General features: G+C 68.2%; 14 protein-coding genes and 1 tRNA gene. 10 read left to right on the top strand and 5 right to left on the bottom strand.

Annotated elements, in window-relative coordinates; translation table 11 throughout:
- Nucleotides 1-203: 203 nt before the first annotated feature.
- Complete coding sequence (locus tag H0B56_RS18925; RefSeq protein WP_180894425.1) at nucleotides 204-836, top strand: maleylpyruvate isomerase family mycothiol-dependent enzyme; 633 nt, start codon at nucleotides 204-206, stop codon at nucleotides 834-836.
- Nucleotides 837-1,064: 228 nt separating this feature from the next.
- On the opposite strand, the gene H0B56_RS18920 is transcribed toward H0B56_RS18925, so the two are convergent.
- Nucleotides 1,065-1,138 (bottom strand) — tRNA-Gly (locus tag H0B56_RS18920).
- A 140-nt stretch (nucleotides 1,139-1,278) separates the two neighbouring features.
- Between H0B56_RS18920 and H0B56_RS18915 the strand changes: the two genes are divergently transcribed.
- Together H0B56_RS18915 and dcd are read left to right on the top strand one after the other, a co-directional pair.
- Nucleotides 1,279-2,556 (top strand): oxygenase MpaB family protein, encoded by a 1,278-nt coding sequence (locus H0B56_RS18915; protein WP_343063956.1) that lies wholly within the window; start codon nucleotides 1,279-1,281, stop codon nucleotides 2,554-2,556.
- Between the two features lie 76 nt (nucleotides 2,557-2,632).
- Nucleotides 2,633-3,217 carry a dCTP deaminase gene (gene dcd / locus H0B56_RS18910; protein WP_180894424.1) on the top strand — a complete coding sequence of 195 codons (585 nt, stop codon included), beginning with the start codon at nucleotides 2,633-2,635 and terminating at the stop codon, nucleotides 3,215-3,217.
- A 48-nt stretch (nucleotides 3,218-3,265) separates the two neighbouring features.
- Here the strand turns inward: dcd and H0B56_RS18905 are convergent, their stop codons facing one another.
- Complete coding sequence (locus tag H0B56_RS18905) at nucleotides 3,266-5,593, bottom strand: 4Fe-4S dicluster domain-containing protein (protein ID WP_180894423.1); 2,328 nt, start codon at nucleotides 5,591-5,593, stop codon at nucleotides 3,266-3,268.
- A gap of 182 nt (nucleotides 5,594-5,775) precedes the next feature.
- On the opposite strand from H0B56_RS18905, the gene H0B56_RS18900 reads away from it, so the two are divergent.
- Complete coding sequence (locus H0B56_RS18900) at nucleotides 5,776-6,102, top strand: DMT family transporter (protein WP_180894422.1); 327 nt, start codon at nucleotides 5,776-5,778, stop codon at nucleotides 6,100-6,102.
- A complete protein-coding gene (locus H0B56_RS18895; protein WP_180894421.1) occupies nucleotides 6,103-6,705 on the top strand; it encodes a TetR/AcrR family transcriptional regulator in 603 nt (200 codons plus the stop codon). It begins immediately after the preceding gene.
- Nucleotides 6,706-6,740: 35 nt separating this feature from the next.
- Here H0B56_RS18895 and H0B56_RS18890 read toward each other — a convergent pair whose 3' ends face one another.
- The gene (locus H0B56_RS18890; protein WP_180894420.1) at nucleotides 6,741-7,706 is read right to left on the bottom strand and encodes an alpha/beta hydrolase fold domain-containing protein; all 966 of its coding nucleotides are present in this window, start codon (nucleotides 7,704-7,706) and stop codon (nucleotides 6,741-6,743) included.
- 180 nt (nucleotides 7,707-7,886) lie between these two features.
- Entirely contained in the window at nucleotides 7,887-8,417 is a 531-nt protein-coding gene (locus H0B56_RS18885; RefSeq protein ID WP_180894419.1) for a YbhB/YbcL family Raf kinase inhibitor-like protein, read from the bottom strand.
- A 222-nt stretch (nucleotides 8,418-8,639) separates the two neighbouring features.
- Here H0B56_RS18885 and H0B56_RS18880 point away from each other — a divergent pair, with 222 nt between their 5' ends.
- The 5 genes from H0B56_RS18880 to H0B56_RS18860 all read left to right on the top strand — a co-directional run bounded on the left by H0B56_RS18880 (nucleotide 8,640) and on the right by H0B56_RS18860 (nucleotide 13,787).
- Nucleotides 8,640-9,311, top strand: a complete 672-nt coding sequence (locus tag H0B56_RS18880) for a DUF4097 family beta strand repeat-containing protein (RefSeq protein ID WP_180894418.1) — start codon at nucleotides 8,640-8,642, stop codon at nucleotides 9,309-9,311.
- A gap of 230 nt (nucleotides 9,312-9,541) precedes the next feature.
- On the top strand, nucleotides 9,542-11,413 hold the full coding sequence (dnaK, locus tag H0B56_RS18875; protein ID WP_089302128.1) for a molecular chaperone DnaK: 1,872 nt from the start codon (nucleotides 9,542-9,544) through the stop codon (nucleotides 11,411-11,413).
- The gene (gene grpE / locus H0B56_RS18870) at nucleotides 11,410-12,129 is read left to right on the top strand and encodes a nucleotide exchange factor GrpE (protein ID WP_180894417.1); all 720 of its coding nucleotides are present in this window, start codon (nucleotides 11,410-11,412) and stop codon (nucleotides 12,127-12,129) included. Before dnaK ends, grpE begins: the two co-directional genes overlap by 4 nt.
- A gap of 21 nt (nucleotides 12,130-12,150) precedes the next feature.
- A complete protein-coding gene (dnaJ, locus tag H0B56_RS18865) occupies nucleotides 12,151-13,350 on the top strand; it encodes a molecular chaperone DnaJ (RefSeq protein WP_180894416.1) in 1,200 nt (399 codons plus the stop codon).
- Nucleotides 13,351-13,355: 5 nt separating this feature from the next.
- A complete protein-coding gene (locus H0B56_RS18860) occupies nucleotides 13,356-13,787 on the top strand; it encodes a heat shock protein transcriptional repressor HspR (protein ID WP_180894415.1) in 432 nt (143 codons plus the stop codon).
- 37 nt (nucleotides 13,788-13,824) lie between these two features.
- On the opposite strand, the gene H0B56_RS18855 is transcribed toward H0B56_RS18860, so the two are convergent.
- On the bottom strand, nucleotides 13,825-14,568 hold the full coding sequence (locus tag H0B56_RS18855; protein ID WP_180894414.1) for an ESX secretion-associated protein EspG: 744 nt from the start codon (nucleotides 14,566-14,568) through the stop codon (nucleotides 13,825-13,827).

The following is a 14,568-nucleotide window of genomic DNA, read 5'->3' as shown; positions in this document are numbered from 1 at the left end:
CCGTGCCGGTCAGCTCGCGGCACGAGCTGGACGTGAACGAAACCCCCAGGTCTGGTGTGGACACCGTGTGAACTGGGTTTTTTCGTTGGAGCGGGTGACGGGAATCGAACTCGGTGGAACGTAATCACCCACAGGCCGACGAGTTTGCGTTGTGACTGCGGTCTGACTCGTGACAGGACCGCTCAACTTGGTGAGGTGTAGACATGACGATGCAGGCCGATGACCTCCAGACGCTGATCACCGCTGAATTTCTCGCCCTCGCCGATGCGCTGAACTCGATCTCAGAGGAGCAGTGGGATACACCCTCGCTGTGTGAGAGCTGGCGAGTTCGCGAAGTCGTCGCCCATATGACCATGGCCGCACGCTATTCAGACGACGAGTTCATGGCCAAGCTCGGCGAAGTCGACTTCGACTTCACACGGTTGTCTGACCGGATCGCTCGTCAGGACGCCGAGCTGGCGACGTCAGAGCTGGTGGCGAACCTGCGCTCGGAGGTAATGCATCATTGGACACCACCGGGCGGTGGCCAGCATGGCGCGCTCAACCATGCGCTGGTCCACGGCCTCGATGCCACTGGGCCGCTCGGTCTCCCGCGTAGGGCACCGCAGGAGTCCCTGCGGGTCGTTCTCGATGATCTGACCGATGGTGGCGTCCACGACGCGTTCGGCATCGACATTGCCGGTCGCAGTCTGCAAGCCACTGATCTCGACTGGTCGTTCGGGTCGGGCCCGGTGCTGCGCGGTGCCGGTGAAGATCTCGTGTCGGCACTCTGCGGACGCACACTGCCGACGGGACGGCTCGAAGGCGATGCACTAAAGCGGAAGAGCCACGCATGATCGGCACAGTTCGCCCGATGTCAGCGTCCTTGCGGCACTGACTACTGCCCTATCCTGCCCTTCGCCCTTGCCGCTGGTCGTGCCGTGGCGGCCGGGTCACGGGTTTGTCGCGCAGCGACGCCGGTAGGCGCCCTTGAGGGCACGGTGAGGGCACGCGAGTCTCATCACTGGACATATACGAAACCCCCAGGTCTGGTGTGGACACCGTGTGACCTGGGGGTTTGGTGTTGGAGCGGATGACGGGAATCGAACCCGCGTTCTCAGCTTGGGAAGCTGATGTTCTACCATTGAACTACATCCGCGCGCGGCTCCATAGCATACATAAGGCGCTCGTGGCGTTCTCAACCCCCTCCCCCGTCGAGATCACCTGCTTGACCTCGCACCCAAAAGTGACAACACTTGTTGTCGAGTCCGACTCGTCTGTGCGGAGGGTGGGTGTGCCGTGAGTTCCGACGTTGACACCACCGGGGCGGGCACCGAACGCCTGCCGGATCCGGAGCTGTTCACCCGTGGCCCCCTTCGCCTTGCCAGGTCGTTGTGGAGCACGGGCGATGTGCGTGCCGAGCCCGCGCAACTACGCCGCCTGCGGATGTACGCGGCGGCGGGCGACCCGCCGGCGGACGCGGTCGTCCAGCTGTTGGAGGAGCTACCTGCCGGTCGCGGGCGTGAACTGTTCGAGCAGGCTCTCACCGGGGGCATCGACTCGGTCAGCGATGCCCCGGAGCCGTTGGTCGCCTTCTTCACCGACGTCGAGGCGCCCCCGTACTGGGTCGATCCCGACCGCCTGGAGCGCGGTGCCCGGGCCATCACCCGGACCGGGCTGCTGGGGATGTTCCCGCTGGCCGACATGTCGCTGATGGGCGGGTACCTGGCGTCCCGCGCGGCGAAGACGCTGGTCAGTACTGGCGATCTGGAACACATGGCGCCGAAGCGGCTCATCGAGACCGCCACCTGGTGGCTGGATGTGACCACGCCCGGCGCGATGCGCCACGGTGAGAAGGGCTACTGTTCGGCGTTGCGCGTGCGGCTGGTGCACGCGCACGTCCGCGCGGCCATGAACCGGCGTGACGACTGGGACTACGAGTCGTGGGACCTGCCGGTCAACCAGGTACAGACGGTCGGCACGCTGCTGCTGTTCTCCCAGGTCTTCGTGCTGGGTACGCAGATGCTCGGCATCCGCTACGCGCGGCGCGAGCGCGACGACATCCTGCACCTGTGGCGCTACATCGGCTGGCTGATGGGGGTCGACGAGGGCCTGCTGCCCGCAGGGGAGGACGACGCGTGGCGCATGCTGTGGTTGCTCGCCTCCACCGAGTTCATCCCCGACGAGGACTCCCGGCGCCTGGCGAACGCGCTGCTACGGTCGCACAGCGGCATCGGGGAGCGGTTCGGGCCGCTGAGCGGCCTCGTCTCCACCGCGTCCACCGGGCTGCATGCCGCGATCAGCCGGATGCTGCTCGGCGATGCCAACGCCGACTTCCTCGACCTGCCCAACCAGCGGCTCGCCAAGACGGCGGTACTGGGACTCGCGGCGGCGAACTTCGCGACCGAGACCGTGCGCTCGTTCGTTCCCGGTGCCACGATGGCGCAGGAGAAGCTGGGCGCGTTCGCGCGCGGTGCGTACGCGCGCCAGCTGGGCCGGCTCGTGCCCCTCGACCCGACGTACGCTTCGCACATGCGCTCGAACTCGTCGAACGCGGCGAAAACGCGCCGCAAGTAAGGAGCCGAAGGTGACAGCGGTTCCATAGAAGGAACCGAATGTCACGTTCGGCTCCCACCCGGATTAGAGTGTTGCCGTGCTGCTCAGTGACCGAGACCTCCGCAAAGACGTCGAGGCGGGACGTCTCGGCCTCGATCCGTTCGACGCCGAGATGGTTCAGCCTGCCAGCATCGACGTGCGACTGGACCGGTACTTCCGGGTGTTCGACAACTCGAAGTACACCCATATCGACCCGGCGCTGCAGCAGGACGAGCTCACGTCGCTGGTCGAGCAGGACGGCGACGACCCGTTCGTGCTGCACCCCGGCGAGTTCGTGCTCGCCTCCACGTACGAGCAGGTGACCCTGCCTGTGGACCTCGCGGGCAGGTTGGAAGGCAAGTCCTCGCTCGGCAGGCTCGGCCTGCTCACGCACTCCACGGCCGGTTTCATCGACCCCGGCTTCTCCGGGCACATCACGCTCGAGCTGTCCAACGTCGCGAACCTGCCGATCACGCTGTGGCCCGGCATGAAGATCGGGCAGCTGTGCCTGTTCCGGCTGTCCAGCTCCGCCGACTTCCCCTACGGCACCGCCCAGGCCGGCTCGCGCTACCAGGGGCAGCGTGGCCCGACCCCGAGCCGCGCCTACCAGAACTTCCACCGCTCGGACACAAGCAGGCGCTGACCCGCTGCGGGTCAGCGCCTGCTTGCATGCCGTGAGAGCGGGCGGCGATCAGGGCTCCTTGTTCGGGTCCTTCTCGCCTTCCGGCTTGTCCTCGTCGGCCTGTGGTGTTCCGGTCGGTGCCTCGTCGGTCGGTAGGTCGGCCGTGCCGTTGGGCTCGGCCTCCCCGCCGATCTCCGCGGCGCCGCTGGCCACGGTCGCGGGCTCCTTGTCACCTCGCTTGACCGAGGACAGCAGCAGCTGTGCCACGTCGAGGACCTCGACGTTGTCGGCCCGGCCCTCGTTCTCCCGCTGGGTGACCCCGTCGCCGAGCATCACGCGGCAGAACGGGCAGCCGGTAGCGATCTTCGACGGCGCCGTGCCCAGCGCCTCGTCGACGCGCTCCACGTTGATGCGCTTGCCGATGTGCTCTTCCATCCACATGCGCGCACCACCGGCACCGCAGCACATCGAGCGCTCGGCGTGCCGCGGCATCTCGCGGAACTGCGCGCCGGAGGCTTCCACCAGGTCACGGGGCGGCTCGTAGACCTGATTGTGCCTGCCGAGGAAGCACGGGTCGTGGTAGGTCACGCCCTCGGAGACCGGAGCCACCGGGGTGAGGCGCTTCTCCCGCACCAGCCGGTTGAGCAGCTGCGTGTGGTGCACGACCTCGTACTGCCCGCCCAGCTCCGGGTACTCGTTGGCCAGCGTGTTGAAGCAGTGCGCGCAGGTCACCACGATCTTGCGCTGCAGGGGCTCCACATCCTCGAAGACGGAGTTGAGGACCTCGACGTTCTGCTGGGCCAGCATCTGGAACACGAACTCGTTGCCTGCACGGCGCGCCGGGTCACCGGTGCAGGTCTCCTCCGCGCCAAGCACCTGGTACTTCACGCCCGCGATGTGCAGCAGCTCGGCCACGGCCTTGGTGGTCTTCTTCGCGCGGTCCTCGAACGCGCCTGCACAGCCGACCCAGAACAGGTACTCGGTGTCGCCCCACTCGCCCTCGAAGACCGGGACCTCGAAGTCGAGCTCCTTGGTCCAGTCCAGCCGGTCCTTGGCGTTCTGACCCCACGGGTTGCCCTTGTTCTCCAGGTTCTTGAACATCCCGCTGAGCTCGCTCGGGAAGTTCGACTCGATCATCACCTGGTACCGGCGCATGTCCACGATGTGGTCCACGTGCTCGATGTCCACAGGGCACTGCTCGACGCAGGCACCGCAGTTCGTGCAGGACCACAGCACCTCGGGGTCGATGACCCCCATCTCCTCGGGGCCACCCACCAGCGGCCGTTCGGCCTCGGCGAGTGCGAGCGCGTCGATGTTCTTGTGCGGGTCGTCCCCGCTCAGCCCGATCTCCTCACCGGTCATGTCCTTCTTGCCGCCGGCCATCAGGTACGGGGCCTTGGCGTACGCGTGGTCGCGCAGCTGGGTGATCATCATCTTCGGCGACAGCGGCTTGCCGGTGTTCCATGCCGGGCACTGATCCTGGCACCGCCCGCACTCGGTGCAGGTGGTGAAGTCCAGCCAGCCCTTCCAGCTGAAGTCCTCGACCTGACCCGCGCCGAAGACGTCCTGCTCCGGGTCGGCTTCCTCGAAGTCGATCGGCTTGTCGCCGCTGAGCATCGGCTTGATCTTGCCGAGCGCCACGCGGCCGTCGTCCTCGCGCTTGAAGTAGATGTTGAAGAAGGCGCTGAACCGGTGCCAGGCCACGCCCATGGTGAGGAACCGGGAGACCACGATCAGCCAGATCATGCCACTCATCAGCTTCACGAACGCCGCGACCGACACCATCACCGGGCTCGACGGCATGATCTCGGCAAGCGGCTGGGTCAGGAAGCTGCTCCACAGCGGCTGGTCCTTGATGCCGGAGGAGAACTGGAAGGTCCGTACCCCGATGAACCCGAGACCCTCGATGATCACGACGGCCTCGACGAAGTAGGCCTGCCAGAAGTTGGAGCCTGCGAACCGCGACTGGCGGTCGGCGCGACGGGGGTGGTTGAGCTGGCGGATGATCGCCAGCGCGAGCCCGCCCGCGACCGTGCCGATGCCGAGCACCTCGACGACCAGGCCCCACACGGACCAGCCCCCGATCAGCGGCCAGTGGAACTCGGGGTCGAAGACTTCGCCGTAGGCCTCGAACAGCACGATCGCGCCCAGGATGAAGCCCCACATCACGAGCCAGTGCCATGGCCCGACGTGGCGGAGCTTGTTCATCCGCGTGTGCGCGGCGAACTCCTTGAACATGTTCAGCAGCCGCGGGACGAACGGGCCGTTGCGGCTGGAGTCGGGCTGGCCGAGGCGGATCGTGCGGACGATACGGGTGACCGCGGTGATGAACATCGCCCACGCGACGATGCTCACCGCTACGGCGATCCCGCCGAGCGTGAGCTCTACAGCACCCATGGAGCGGCGCCTTTCGTTCGGGCTGTCGGGGAGTTGGTTTTGCAGGGAGCGTAACGCTTCCTACCGATCAGTAGCCGATGAGTGGACCCTAAGTCCCACCGATGTGGCATACGACTCGCTACCTAACTGGACGATCGTACAGGTAGTATTGTGGGGCAACATCACCCGACCGGGGAGATCACATGGCCGCTTACCTGCTACTCGCCGCCGCGATCGTGTTCGAGGTGGTCGGCACGACGGCGCTCAAGCTGTCCGACGGTTTCACCCGGTTGTGGCCCTCGGTGACGGTCGTGTTGGGGTACGGCGCGGCGTTCGGCATGCTGGGATACGTGCTCAAGCTCGGCGTCCCTATGGGAGTCGCGTACGCGACCTGGGCGGCCGCGGGCGTCGCGCTCATCGCGCTCGTCGGTGTGGTGTTCTTCCAGGAACAGTTCACCGCGACGATGGTGCTCGGGCTGCTCTTCGTCGTCGGTGGGGTGGTGTTGCTCGAGCTCGGAGGTGCGCACTGAATGCCGCGTCAGGGGCAGGTCGACGGCCGCAAGGCACGGGGTGAACGGCGGCGCAAGGAGATCATCGACGCCACACTGCGGGTGATCGAGCGCGAAGGGGTCGCCGGTGTCACCCACCGCACGGTCGCGCGGGAGGCCGGCATCCCGACGGCGTCGACGACCTACCACTACGCCACCCTCGACGACCTGTTGATCGCCACGCTCATGTCCTGCGCGCGGGACATGGCCACCGAGGTGTACTGGATGATCGACCGGGCGCGCTCGCGCGAGGGACTGCGGCGGTCCGCGGACTCCTCGCTCGGCGGCCCGAGCGCCGCCGAGGAGGTATCCCAGCTGCTCGCCGAAGCGCTGGGCCCGCGGCGGGGACGCACGATGGCCGAGTACGAGCTCTACCTGCTCGCCGCGCGCAAGCCCGAGCTACGCCCTGCCGCGCGCCGCTGGCTCGACGTGCTGACCTCGATGGTCCGGCACGACGACGAGGTGGCGTTCCGCGTGTTCCTCGCCGGTATCGACGGGTTGCTCATCCAGGGCCTGATCGACGACGAGCCGCCGACCGCCGAGGAGCTGCGGCCGGTGGTGGAGTACCTGCTCAAACCGCACTGACCGGGACCGCGTCGAGCGCGAGCCCGGCAGGCGGTTCACGTCTCGTGCGTGCCGTGCCTGCGTAGGAAGTGCCCGGTGTAGCGGTTGGCCTCGCGCGCCTCCGGCAGGTCGGCCCATGCCTGGAACACGTGGATCTGGTCCGGCCATATCTGGAGCTCGCACGGCACCCCGGCCGCACGCAGCGAGGCCGCCATGCGGTGCGCGTCGTCGCGTAGGCATTCGGAGTCGCTCACCTGGATCAGCGTCGGCGGCCATGCCGTCATGTCGGCGTCGAGCACGTTCACCCGGGGTTCCTCGGGGCTTGTCTCCCCCAGGTAGGCCTCGCAGGTCAGCCGGGTCGTCGCGGGGGCGAGGAAGGGGTCCCGGACGGTGGAATCCATCTCCTCGAGCCGCGCGCAGCTGAGGTCGAGCAGGGGAGAGTACAGCGCCACCGCCGCGGGCAGCGGCAGCTCCGCGCGCGTGAGGTCGGCGAGGAGACATGCGGCGAGGTGCCCGCCTGCGGAGTCGCCGACCACGCGGATTCGACCGGGCTCGATCCCCTGGTCGAGCAGCTCCCGGTAGGCGGTGAGGCAGTCATCGGCGGCAGCGGGGAACGGGTCCTCCGGCGCGCGGCGGTAGTGCGGCAGGAACACCGGCATCTCGGTGTTGCGGGAGATCTGGTGTGCCAGCACCCGGTGAGACCGGTGAGACCCGAAGACGAAACCGCCACCGTGCAGGTGCAGGACGACCCCGTTGGAGGCGTGCGCCTGTCGTGCGCGCAGCCACGTGCCGCGCACCGAGCCGTGCCTGGCAGGCCACGTGGTGGCCGAGCGGCTCAACCGTACGAGCCCGGACGCGTCGGTGATCGCACGGAGCGCGTGCAGCCGCACACCGCGAGGTTCCCAGCCTTCGACGAGCGGCCGGACCCGGCTCCGGTAGAAGTTCGTGAGCTGCACGCTGCGCTCGCTCGGCGCGTCGGGTACGTGCACCTGGACGTTCTCCTCGTCCATCGGTGTGACCACGTCGGCACCTCCTTCCACTCATGGACCCGTGTTGCCCGGTGCTGCACAGGGACCTTCGATTGTGCGTCGGCGGTCGCGGCAAGGCCAGGGGGCGGGCAGTGGTATCCGACCGCGGAGCTTGCCGCGCGCGGGGTCGGCCGGCGACACCGGCCGACCCCGCGCGGATGGCCCGACGAGCGGTTACTGCTCGTGAATGCCGGTGATCAGCGCACGTCCGATGGCGTGGCTGAACAGGTTGAAGCCGAGGAAAGCGGGCGTGCCGTCGGAGAAGCCCAGCGACTCCACGTCCACGGCGTGGACGGCGAACATGTAGCGGTGCGGGCCGTGCCCGGGTGGCGGGGCGGCGCCGATGTACCGGCGAGCACCCGCGTCGTTGGGCAGCGTGAGCGAGCCGGACGGCAGGCCGCTGCCGCTGTCGTCGCCCGCTCCGGAGGGAAGCTCGGTGACCGACGCCGGGATGTCGAACACCGCCCAGTGCCAGAACCCGCTGGCGGTGGGGGCGTCGGGGTCGAAGCAGGTGACGGTGAAGCTCTTCGTCTCCGCCGGGAAGCCGGACCAGCTCAGCTGCGGCGAGACGTCGTGGCCGCCCGCGCCCATGATCCCGGACACCTGGTCGTTGGCGAGCGCGCCGCCGTCCGTGACGTCGGTGCTGGTGACGGTGAACGTGGGGACCTGCGGCAAGAAGTCGTACGGGTTGGGTGGCTGCGGCATCGTTCCTCCTGGTTCTGCTACGGCGTTCAGAGGATTCCCCCGGCGTGAGCCTAGTAGGGCGTGCGTCCTGCTCCATCGGGCGAGGCCGGCGAGCGGGTAGGGGTTACCGCTACCCGCGACCTCGGGGGACTCTCAGGGACGAGGCCGGGATGTCCCTGATGTACCCACTCCGCCGACCTCGCTATGTTCGGTCCGGGTTTCCGGCGGTGAAGGGGGTTCGGCATGGCCAGAGCGAGTATGGCGCTCGCCGGGGTGGCGCTGATCGGGTTCGGGGTGCTGCTCGCTTCCGCGCGGCTGTTGCCGTCATCGGAGCTCCACGCGGGGGAACCGGATGAGCGCGTGGACTCGGTGGAGCTCGCCACCCGATCCGGGGATGTGCGGGTGCGGGTCGGCACTGGCGACTCCGTTCGGGTCGAGCAGCGGGTGTCGTACTGGTGGCGCCCTCCCGGGCCGGGCTATGAGGTACGCGACGGCACCCTCCTGCTGGAGGACTGCGGGCGGTTCTGCGACGCGGACTACGACGTGGTGGTGCCGGACGGCGTCACGGTCACCGGTGCGGTCCGCTCCGGCGATGTGGAGCTGACCGGGGTGGCCGGTATCGAGCTACAGGCACGTTCGGGTGCTGTCACCGCACGCGACGTGACCGGGCCGGTGCGGGTGACGTCGCGGTCCGGCGGCATCGACATCGGTCTGGCCGAGCCTGCCGACGTGACGGCCGAGGCACGCAGTGGCGATGTCACCGTGTCCGTTCCCGACGCGCGCTACCGGGTGGACGGCTCGTCCCGCAGCGGCGAGCGGCGCATCGAGATCCCCACCGAGCCCGATGCGGAGCACGACCTGACGCTCGACACCCGCAGCGGCACCGTGACGGTGCGCCCCACCCCCGCGCCGTGAGGGAGCCCAAGGTGACCTTGGGTTCTTAGAAGGAGCCCGAGGTCACATTCGGCTCCCCGGCTTCGCCGGCAGATCGGGAACTCTTCCCGCTGCGCAAGCGTTACTCTGGCAGAAAGGTTGAGTGCCGGTAGCTCAACTCCAGTTTGACTGCGCTACGATGGAGCTACTAGGACTTGAGTACGGCATGCTCAACCCGAGCGTGCAACCGTAATGCCAGGAGGGATAAACACATGGCGCGAGTGGTCGGCATCGACCTCGGCACGACCAACTCGGTCGTTTCCGTCCTTGAGGGCGGTGAGCCGACGGTCATCGCGAACTCGGAAGGGGCGAGGACGACCCCCTCGGTCGTGGCCTTCGCCAAGAACGGCGAGGTCCTGACGGGCCAGCCTGCCAAGAACCAGGCGGTCACCAACTCGGACAGGACCATCAGGTCAGTCAAGCGCCACATGGGCACTGACTGGAAGGTCGAGGTCGATGGGAAGAACTACACCCCGCAGGAGATCAGCGCGCGCGTGCTGATGAAGCTCAAGCGGGATGCGGAGTCCTACCTCGGCGAGGAGGTCACCGACGCGGTGATCACCGTTCCCGCGTACTTCGAGGACGCCCAGCGTCAGGCCACCAAGGAGGCCGGGCAGATCGCGGGCCTGAACGTGCTGCGGATCGTCAACGAGCCCACCTCGGCGGCGCTGGCCTACGGGCTGGACAAGGGCGAGAAGGAGCAGACCATCCTGGTCTTCGACCTCGGTGGCGGCACCTTCGACGTGTCCCTGCTCGAGCTCGGCGAGGGCGTGGTCGAGGTTCGTGCGACCAGCGGTGACAACCACCTCGGTGGCGACGACTGGGACGAGCGGATCGTCGACTGGCTGGTGGACAAGTTCAAGGCCTCGAACGGCATCGACCTGAAGAAGGACCCGATGGCGCTGCAGCGGATCAAGGAAGCCGCTGAGAAGGCCAAGATCGAGCTGACCAGCTCCTCGACGACGAACATCAACCTGCCCTACATCACGGTCGACTCGGACAAGAACCCGCTGTTCATGGACGAGACGCTGTCCAGGGCCGAGTTCGAGAAGATCACCTCCGACCTGCTGGACCGCACCAAGGCACCGTTCAACAACGTCATCAAGGACGCGGGTATCTCCGTCGGTGACATCGACCACGTGGTGCTGGTCGGCGGCTCGACCCGGATGCCTGCCGTCGTGGACCTGGTCAAGGAGCTGACCGGCGGCAAGGAGCCGAACAAGGGCGTGAACCCGGACGAGGTCGTCGCCGTCGGTGCAGGCCTGCAGGCCGGTGTGCTCAAGGGCGAGGTCAAGGACGTCCTGCTGCTGGATGTCACCCCGCTGTCCCTGGGTATCGAGACCAAGGGTGGGGTGTTCACCAAGCTCATCGAGCGCAACACCACGATCCCGACGAAGCGCAGCGAGATCTTCTCCACGGCCGACGACAACCAGCCGTCCGTGCAGATCCAGGTCTTCCAGGGTGAACGGGAGATCGCCGCGCACAACAAGAAGCTCGGCAGCTTCGAGCTGACCGGTATCCCGCCCGCCCCGCGCGGCGTGCCGCAGATCGAGGTGACCTTCGACATCGATGCCAACGGCATCGTGCACGTCACGGCGAAGGACCTCGGCACGGGCAAGGAACAGAGCATCAAGATCACTGGTGGTTCCGCGCTCCCGCAGGAAGACATCGATGAGATGATCAAGGAGGCGGAGCAGCACGCCGAGGAGGACCGCAAGCGCCGGGAGGCCGCGGAGACCCGCAACCAGGCCGAGACCCTCGTCTACCAGACCGAGAAGTTCCTCAACGAGAACGACGAGCAGCTTCCCGACGAGGTCAAGACGAAGGTCAAGGGCGCCATCGACGAGGCCAACGAGGCTCTCAAGGGCGAGGACACCGAGGCGATCAGCGCGGCCATCGAGAAGCTCACGAACGAGTCGCAGGCGATGGGCTCCTCGCTCTACTCGGACGCGAACGCGGCCGCTGCCGGTGCTGCCGGTGCGGCGGGTGCCGATGCCGGTGCGACCGACGCCGGTTCGGATGCCCAGTCCGGCAATGAGGACGTCGTTGATGCAGAGATTGTCGATGAGGACGACAAGAAGTGACAGCGAACGATCAAGAGTTCCAGGACAAGCCGGAGGAGCCGGTCGTGGTGCGGGATCGCCGCAAGGTTGACCCGGATACCGGTGAGCTGCGCGCTCAGGAGGCCGAGACCGACCTCGCTCAGGAGGTCGCCGCCGATGCGGCGGGCGAGGGTCTTGGCGGGCCCAGCGGGGTAGCCACCTCGGGTGCGGAGCAGGACTCGGCGGCCGATGTGGAGAGGCAGCTCGCCGAGCGGACCGCCGATCTGCAGCGGTTGCAGGCCGAGTACGCCAACTACCGCAAGCGGGTCGACCGGGACCGGGAGGCCGTGATCGCCTCGACGAAGGCCTCGCTGGTCGGCGAGCTGCTCCCGCTGATCGACGACATCGAGCGGGCGGAGTCGCACGGTGACCTGACGGGCGCGTTCAAGGCCGTCGCGGACAAGTTGCTGGCGACCCTGCAGCAGGCGGGTCTGGAAGCCTTCGGCCAGGAGGGCGAGCCGTTCGACCCGAGCGTGCACGAGGCCGTGCAGCACTCGACCTCGCCGGACGTGCAGGGCCCGACGGTCTCGGCGGTGCTGCGCCGCGGCTACCGGATGGGTGACCGTGTGGTGCGTGCGGCGATGGTGGCTGTGACCGACAGCGAGTCGGCCACTCCGGAGCCGCCTGCCGAGGTCACCGGCGACGGCGACGCCACGGAGCAGGTGAGCACACCCAGCGGTGAGCAGGAACAGAGCTGACGCGAAAGGAGGAGACGTCCGGTGAGTGCTCGGGAGTGGGTCGGTAAGGACTTCTACCGTGAGCTGGGCGTCTCCTCCGACGCGTCGCAGGACGAGATCAAGAAGGCCTACCGCAAGCTCGCGCGGGAGAACCACCCGGACGCGAACCCGGGAGACGCCGAGGCCGAACGGAAGTTCAAGGCGGTCTCCGAGGCGTACGGCGTGCTGTCGGATCCGGAGAAGCGCAAGGAGTACGACGAGGCGCGCAGCCTGTTCGGGGCCGGGCGCGGCACCGGCGGCGGGTTCGGCTTCCCCGGCGGCGGTGGCGGCAACGGCGGTTTCGACTTCGGTGACCTGTTCACCGGCGGAACGCGCGGCCAGGCCGGAGGCCCGGCAGGCGGGTTCGGCGGTCTCGGCGACATCCTCGGCGGGCTGTTCAACCGGCGCGGTGGCGGACCGACCACCGCGGGGCCGTCGATGTCGCAGCGCGGCTCCGATGTGGAGACCGACGTTCGGATCGACTTCGCGGAGGCGGTCAAGGGTGCGACTGTGCCGCTGCGCCTGTCCAGCCCGGCGACCTGCGGTACGTGCGCAGGCAGCGGTTCGCGGCCGGGGACCTCCGCGCGCACCTGCGCAACCTGCGGGGGCGCCGGGCTGATCAGCACGAGCCAGGGTGCGTTCGCGTTCTCCGAGCCGTGCCGGGACTGCCGGGGCCGCGGGGCGATCGTCGAGTCGCCGTGCACGGAATGCGCGGGCGCTGGCACCAGCACCCGCACGCGGACGCTGACGGTGCGCATCCCGCCAGGGGTGTCGGACGGTCAGCGGATCCGGCTTGCCGGGCAGGGTGAGCCGGGACGTGGTGGGGCGCTGTCCGGTGACCTGTACGTGCGGGTCCATGTCACGCCGCACCCCGTGTTCGGCCGCTCAGGGAACAACCTGACCATCACGGTGCCGGTGGACTTCTCCGAGCTGGTGCTCGGCGGGACCCTGTCGGTTCCGACGCTGGACGGCAAGGTCTCGGTGAAGATCCCGGCGGGGGCCAGCAGCGGCAAGGTGCTGCGGGTGCGCGGCAAGGGGATCGCCAAGCGCGACGGCACGGTCGGCGACCTGCTGGTCACCTTGCAGGTGAACGTGCCGACCTCGCTGAGCGAGACGGCGCGGTCGGCGTTGCGGACCTACGCCGAGGAGATGGCCGACCACGATCCCCGGCCGGAGATCACGAAGATGCTCAAGGATCGGTGAGGGCGATGGCTTTCGGTGACCTGCCGCGCGGCGCGGATGAGCACACCCCGGTGTTCGTGATCTCGGTGGCCGCCGAGCTGTCCGGGCTGCACGCGCAGACCCTGCGCACCTACGACCGGATGGGCCTGGTGTCGCCGGGCCGCACGGCAGGGGGCGGCAGGCGCTACTCGATGCGCGACATCGCCATGCTCCGCGAGGTGCAGCGCCTCTCCCAGGAGAACGGCGTGAACCTCGCGGGGGTCAAGCGCATCATCGAGCTGGAGAACGAGGTCGAGGCGCTGCGCGGCCGGGTGGCCGAGCTGACCGAGGAGCTTTCCGCGGCCTACGCAGCCGCGGAGCAGGCCGCGGCTGCGGTGCACGCGTCCTACCGCAGGGATCTCGTGCCGTTCCGCAAGCAGGACGCCCTCGTGGTGTGGCGCCCGCAGAACCGGCGTTAACGGGTGAGCGGCCAGGGCACCCGTGCGACGCGGGGGCCTACCCGCGCAGGGCTTCTTCCAGTGTGGACAGCTTCTCTGCGATTGCCATGGTGTCGCACCCTGTGAGGGTGCACCATCCACTGTCGTCGGGGGCGAGCAGCAACCTGCCCGACTCCGTGTCGATCCAGCACGGCATCGGCGCCGTGGTCGCGCGCCGCCTGTTCGTTCCGTCCCGGATGGCGGCGTAGAGCTGGCCCGCGTACTGCCGCTCCATGTCCAGCCACCGCTGCATGCGTTTGGCGTCGCTGGCCGATGGGCCGGACGGCAGTGACTTGCCTGCCTGCAGCGCCTCCAGCTCGTCCACCGAGCAGGTGATCGACTTCAGCTGGGCGGCGGGAGTGTCGGGCAGGGCGACGGCCAACCGCACCCCGAGCTGCTCGTGCGGGATCGGCTCGAGACGGATGGTTGTGCCGTCCTTCGTGATCAGCAGCGCGTCCCGGCCGGTCATGGCGGTGCGCGCGGTCCACTGACCGCCCTCGGCGGCGGTGTAGAAGGTGTAGTACTCCACGGCGGGGCGTTGTACGAGGGCCAGCGTGTCGTAGAAGTCCTCGCTGATCCGGTTTCCCGAGGTGAGCCCCTGCTCGCGGAGCTCGTGCAGCATCCGCACGTCGCGCTCGCGGGCGAGCTCCGGCGGGTACCAGAGCTCGCCGCCGAGCAGGGTGGTGTGGGGTTCGCCGAGGTTCTCCTTGTCCAGCAGCGTGGTGTAGGTCTCCAGGCTGATGGTCACCGGCTGCCTGATCAC

It is taken from the genome of Haloechinothrix aidingensis (genome assembly GCF_013450155.1).
GTDB classification, from domain to species: domain Bacteria; phylum Actinomycetota; class Actinomycetes; order Mycobacteriales; family Pseudonocardiaceae; genus Haloechinothrix; species Haloechinothrix aidingensis.
This window is presented reverse-complemented; position numbering and strand designations above follow the sequence as displayed.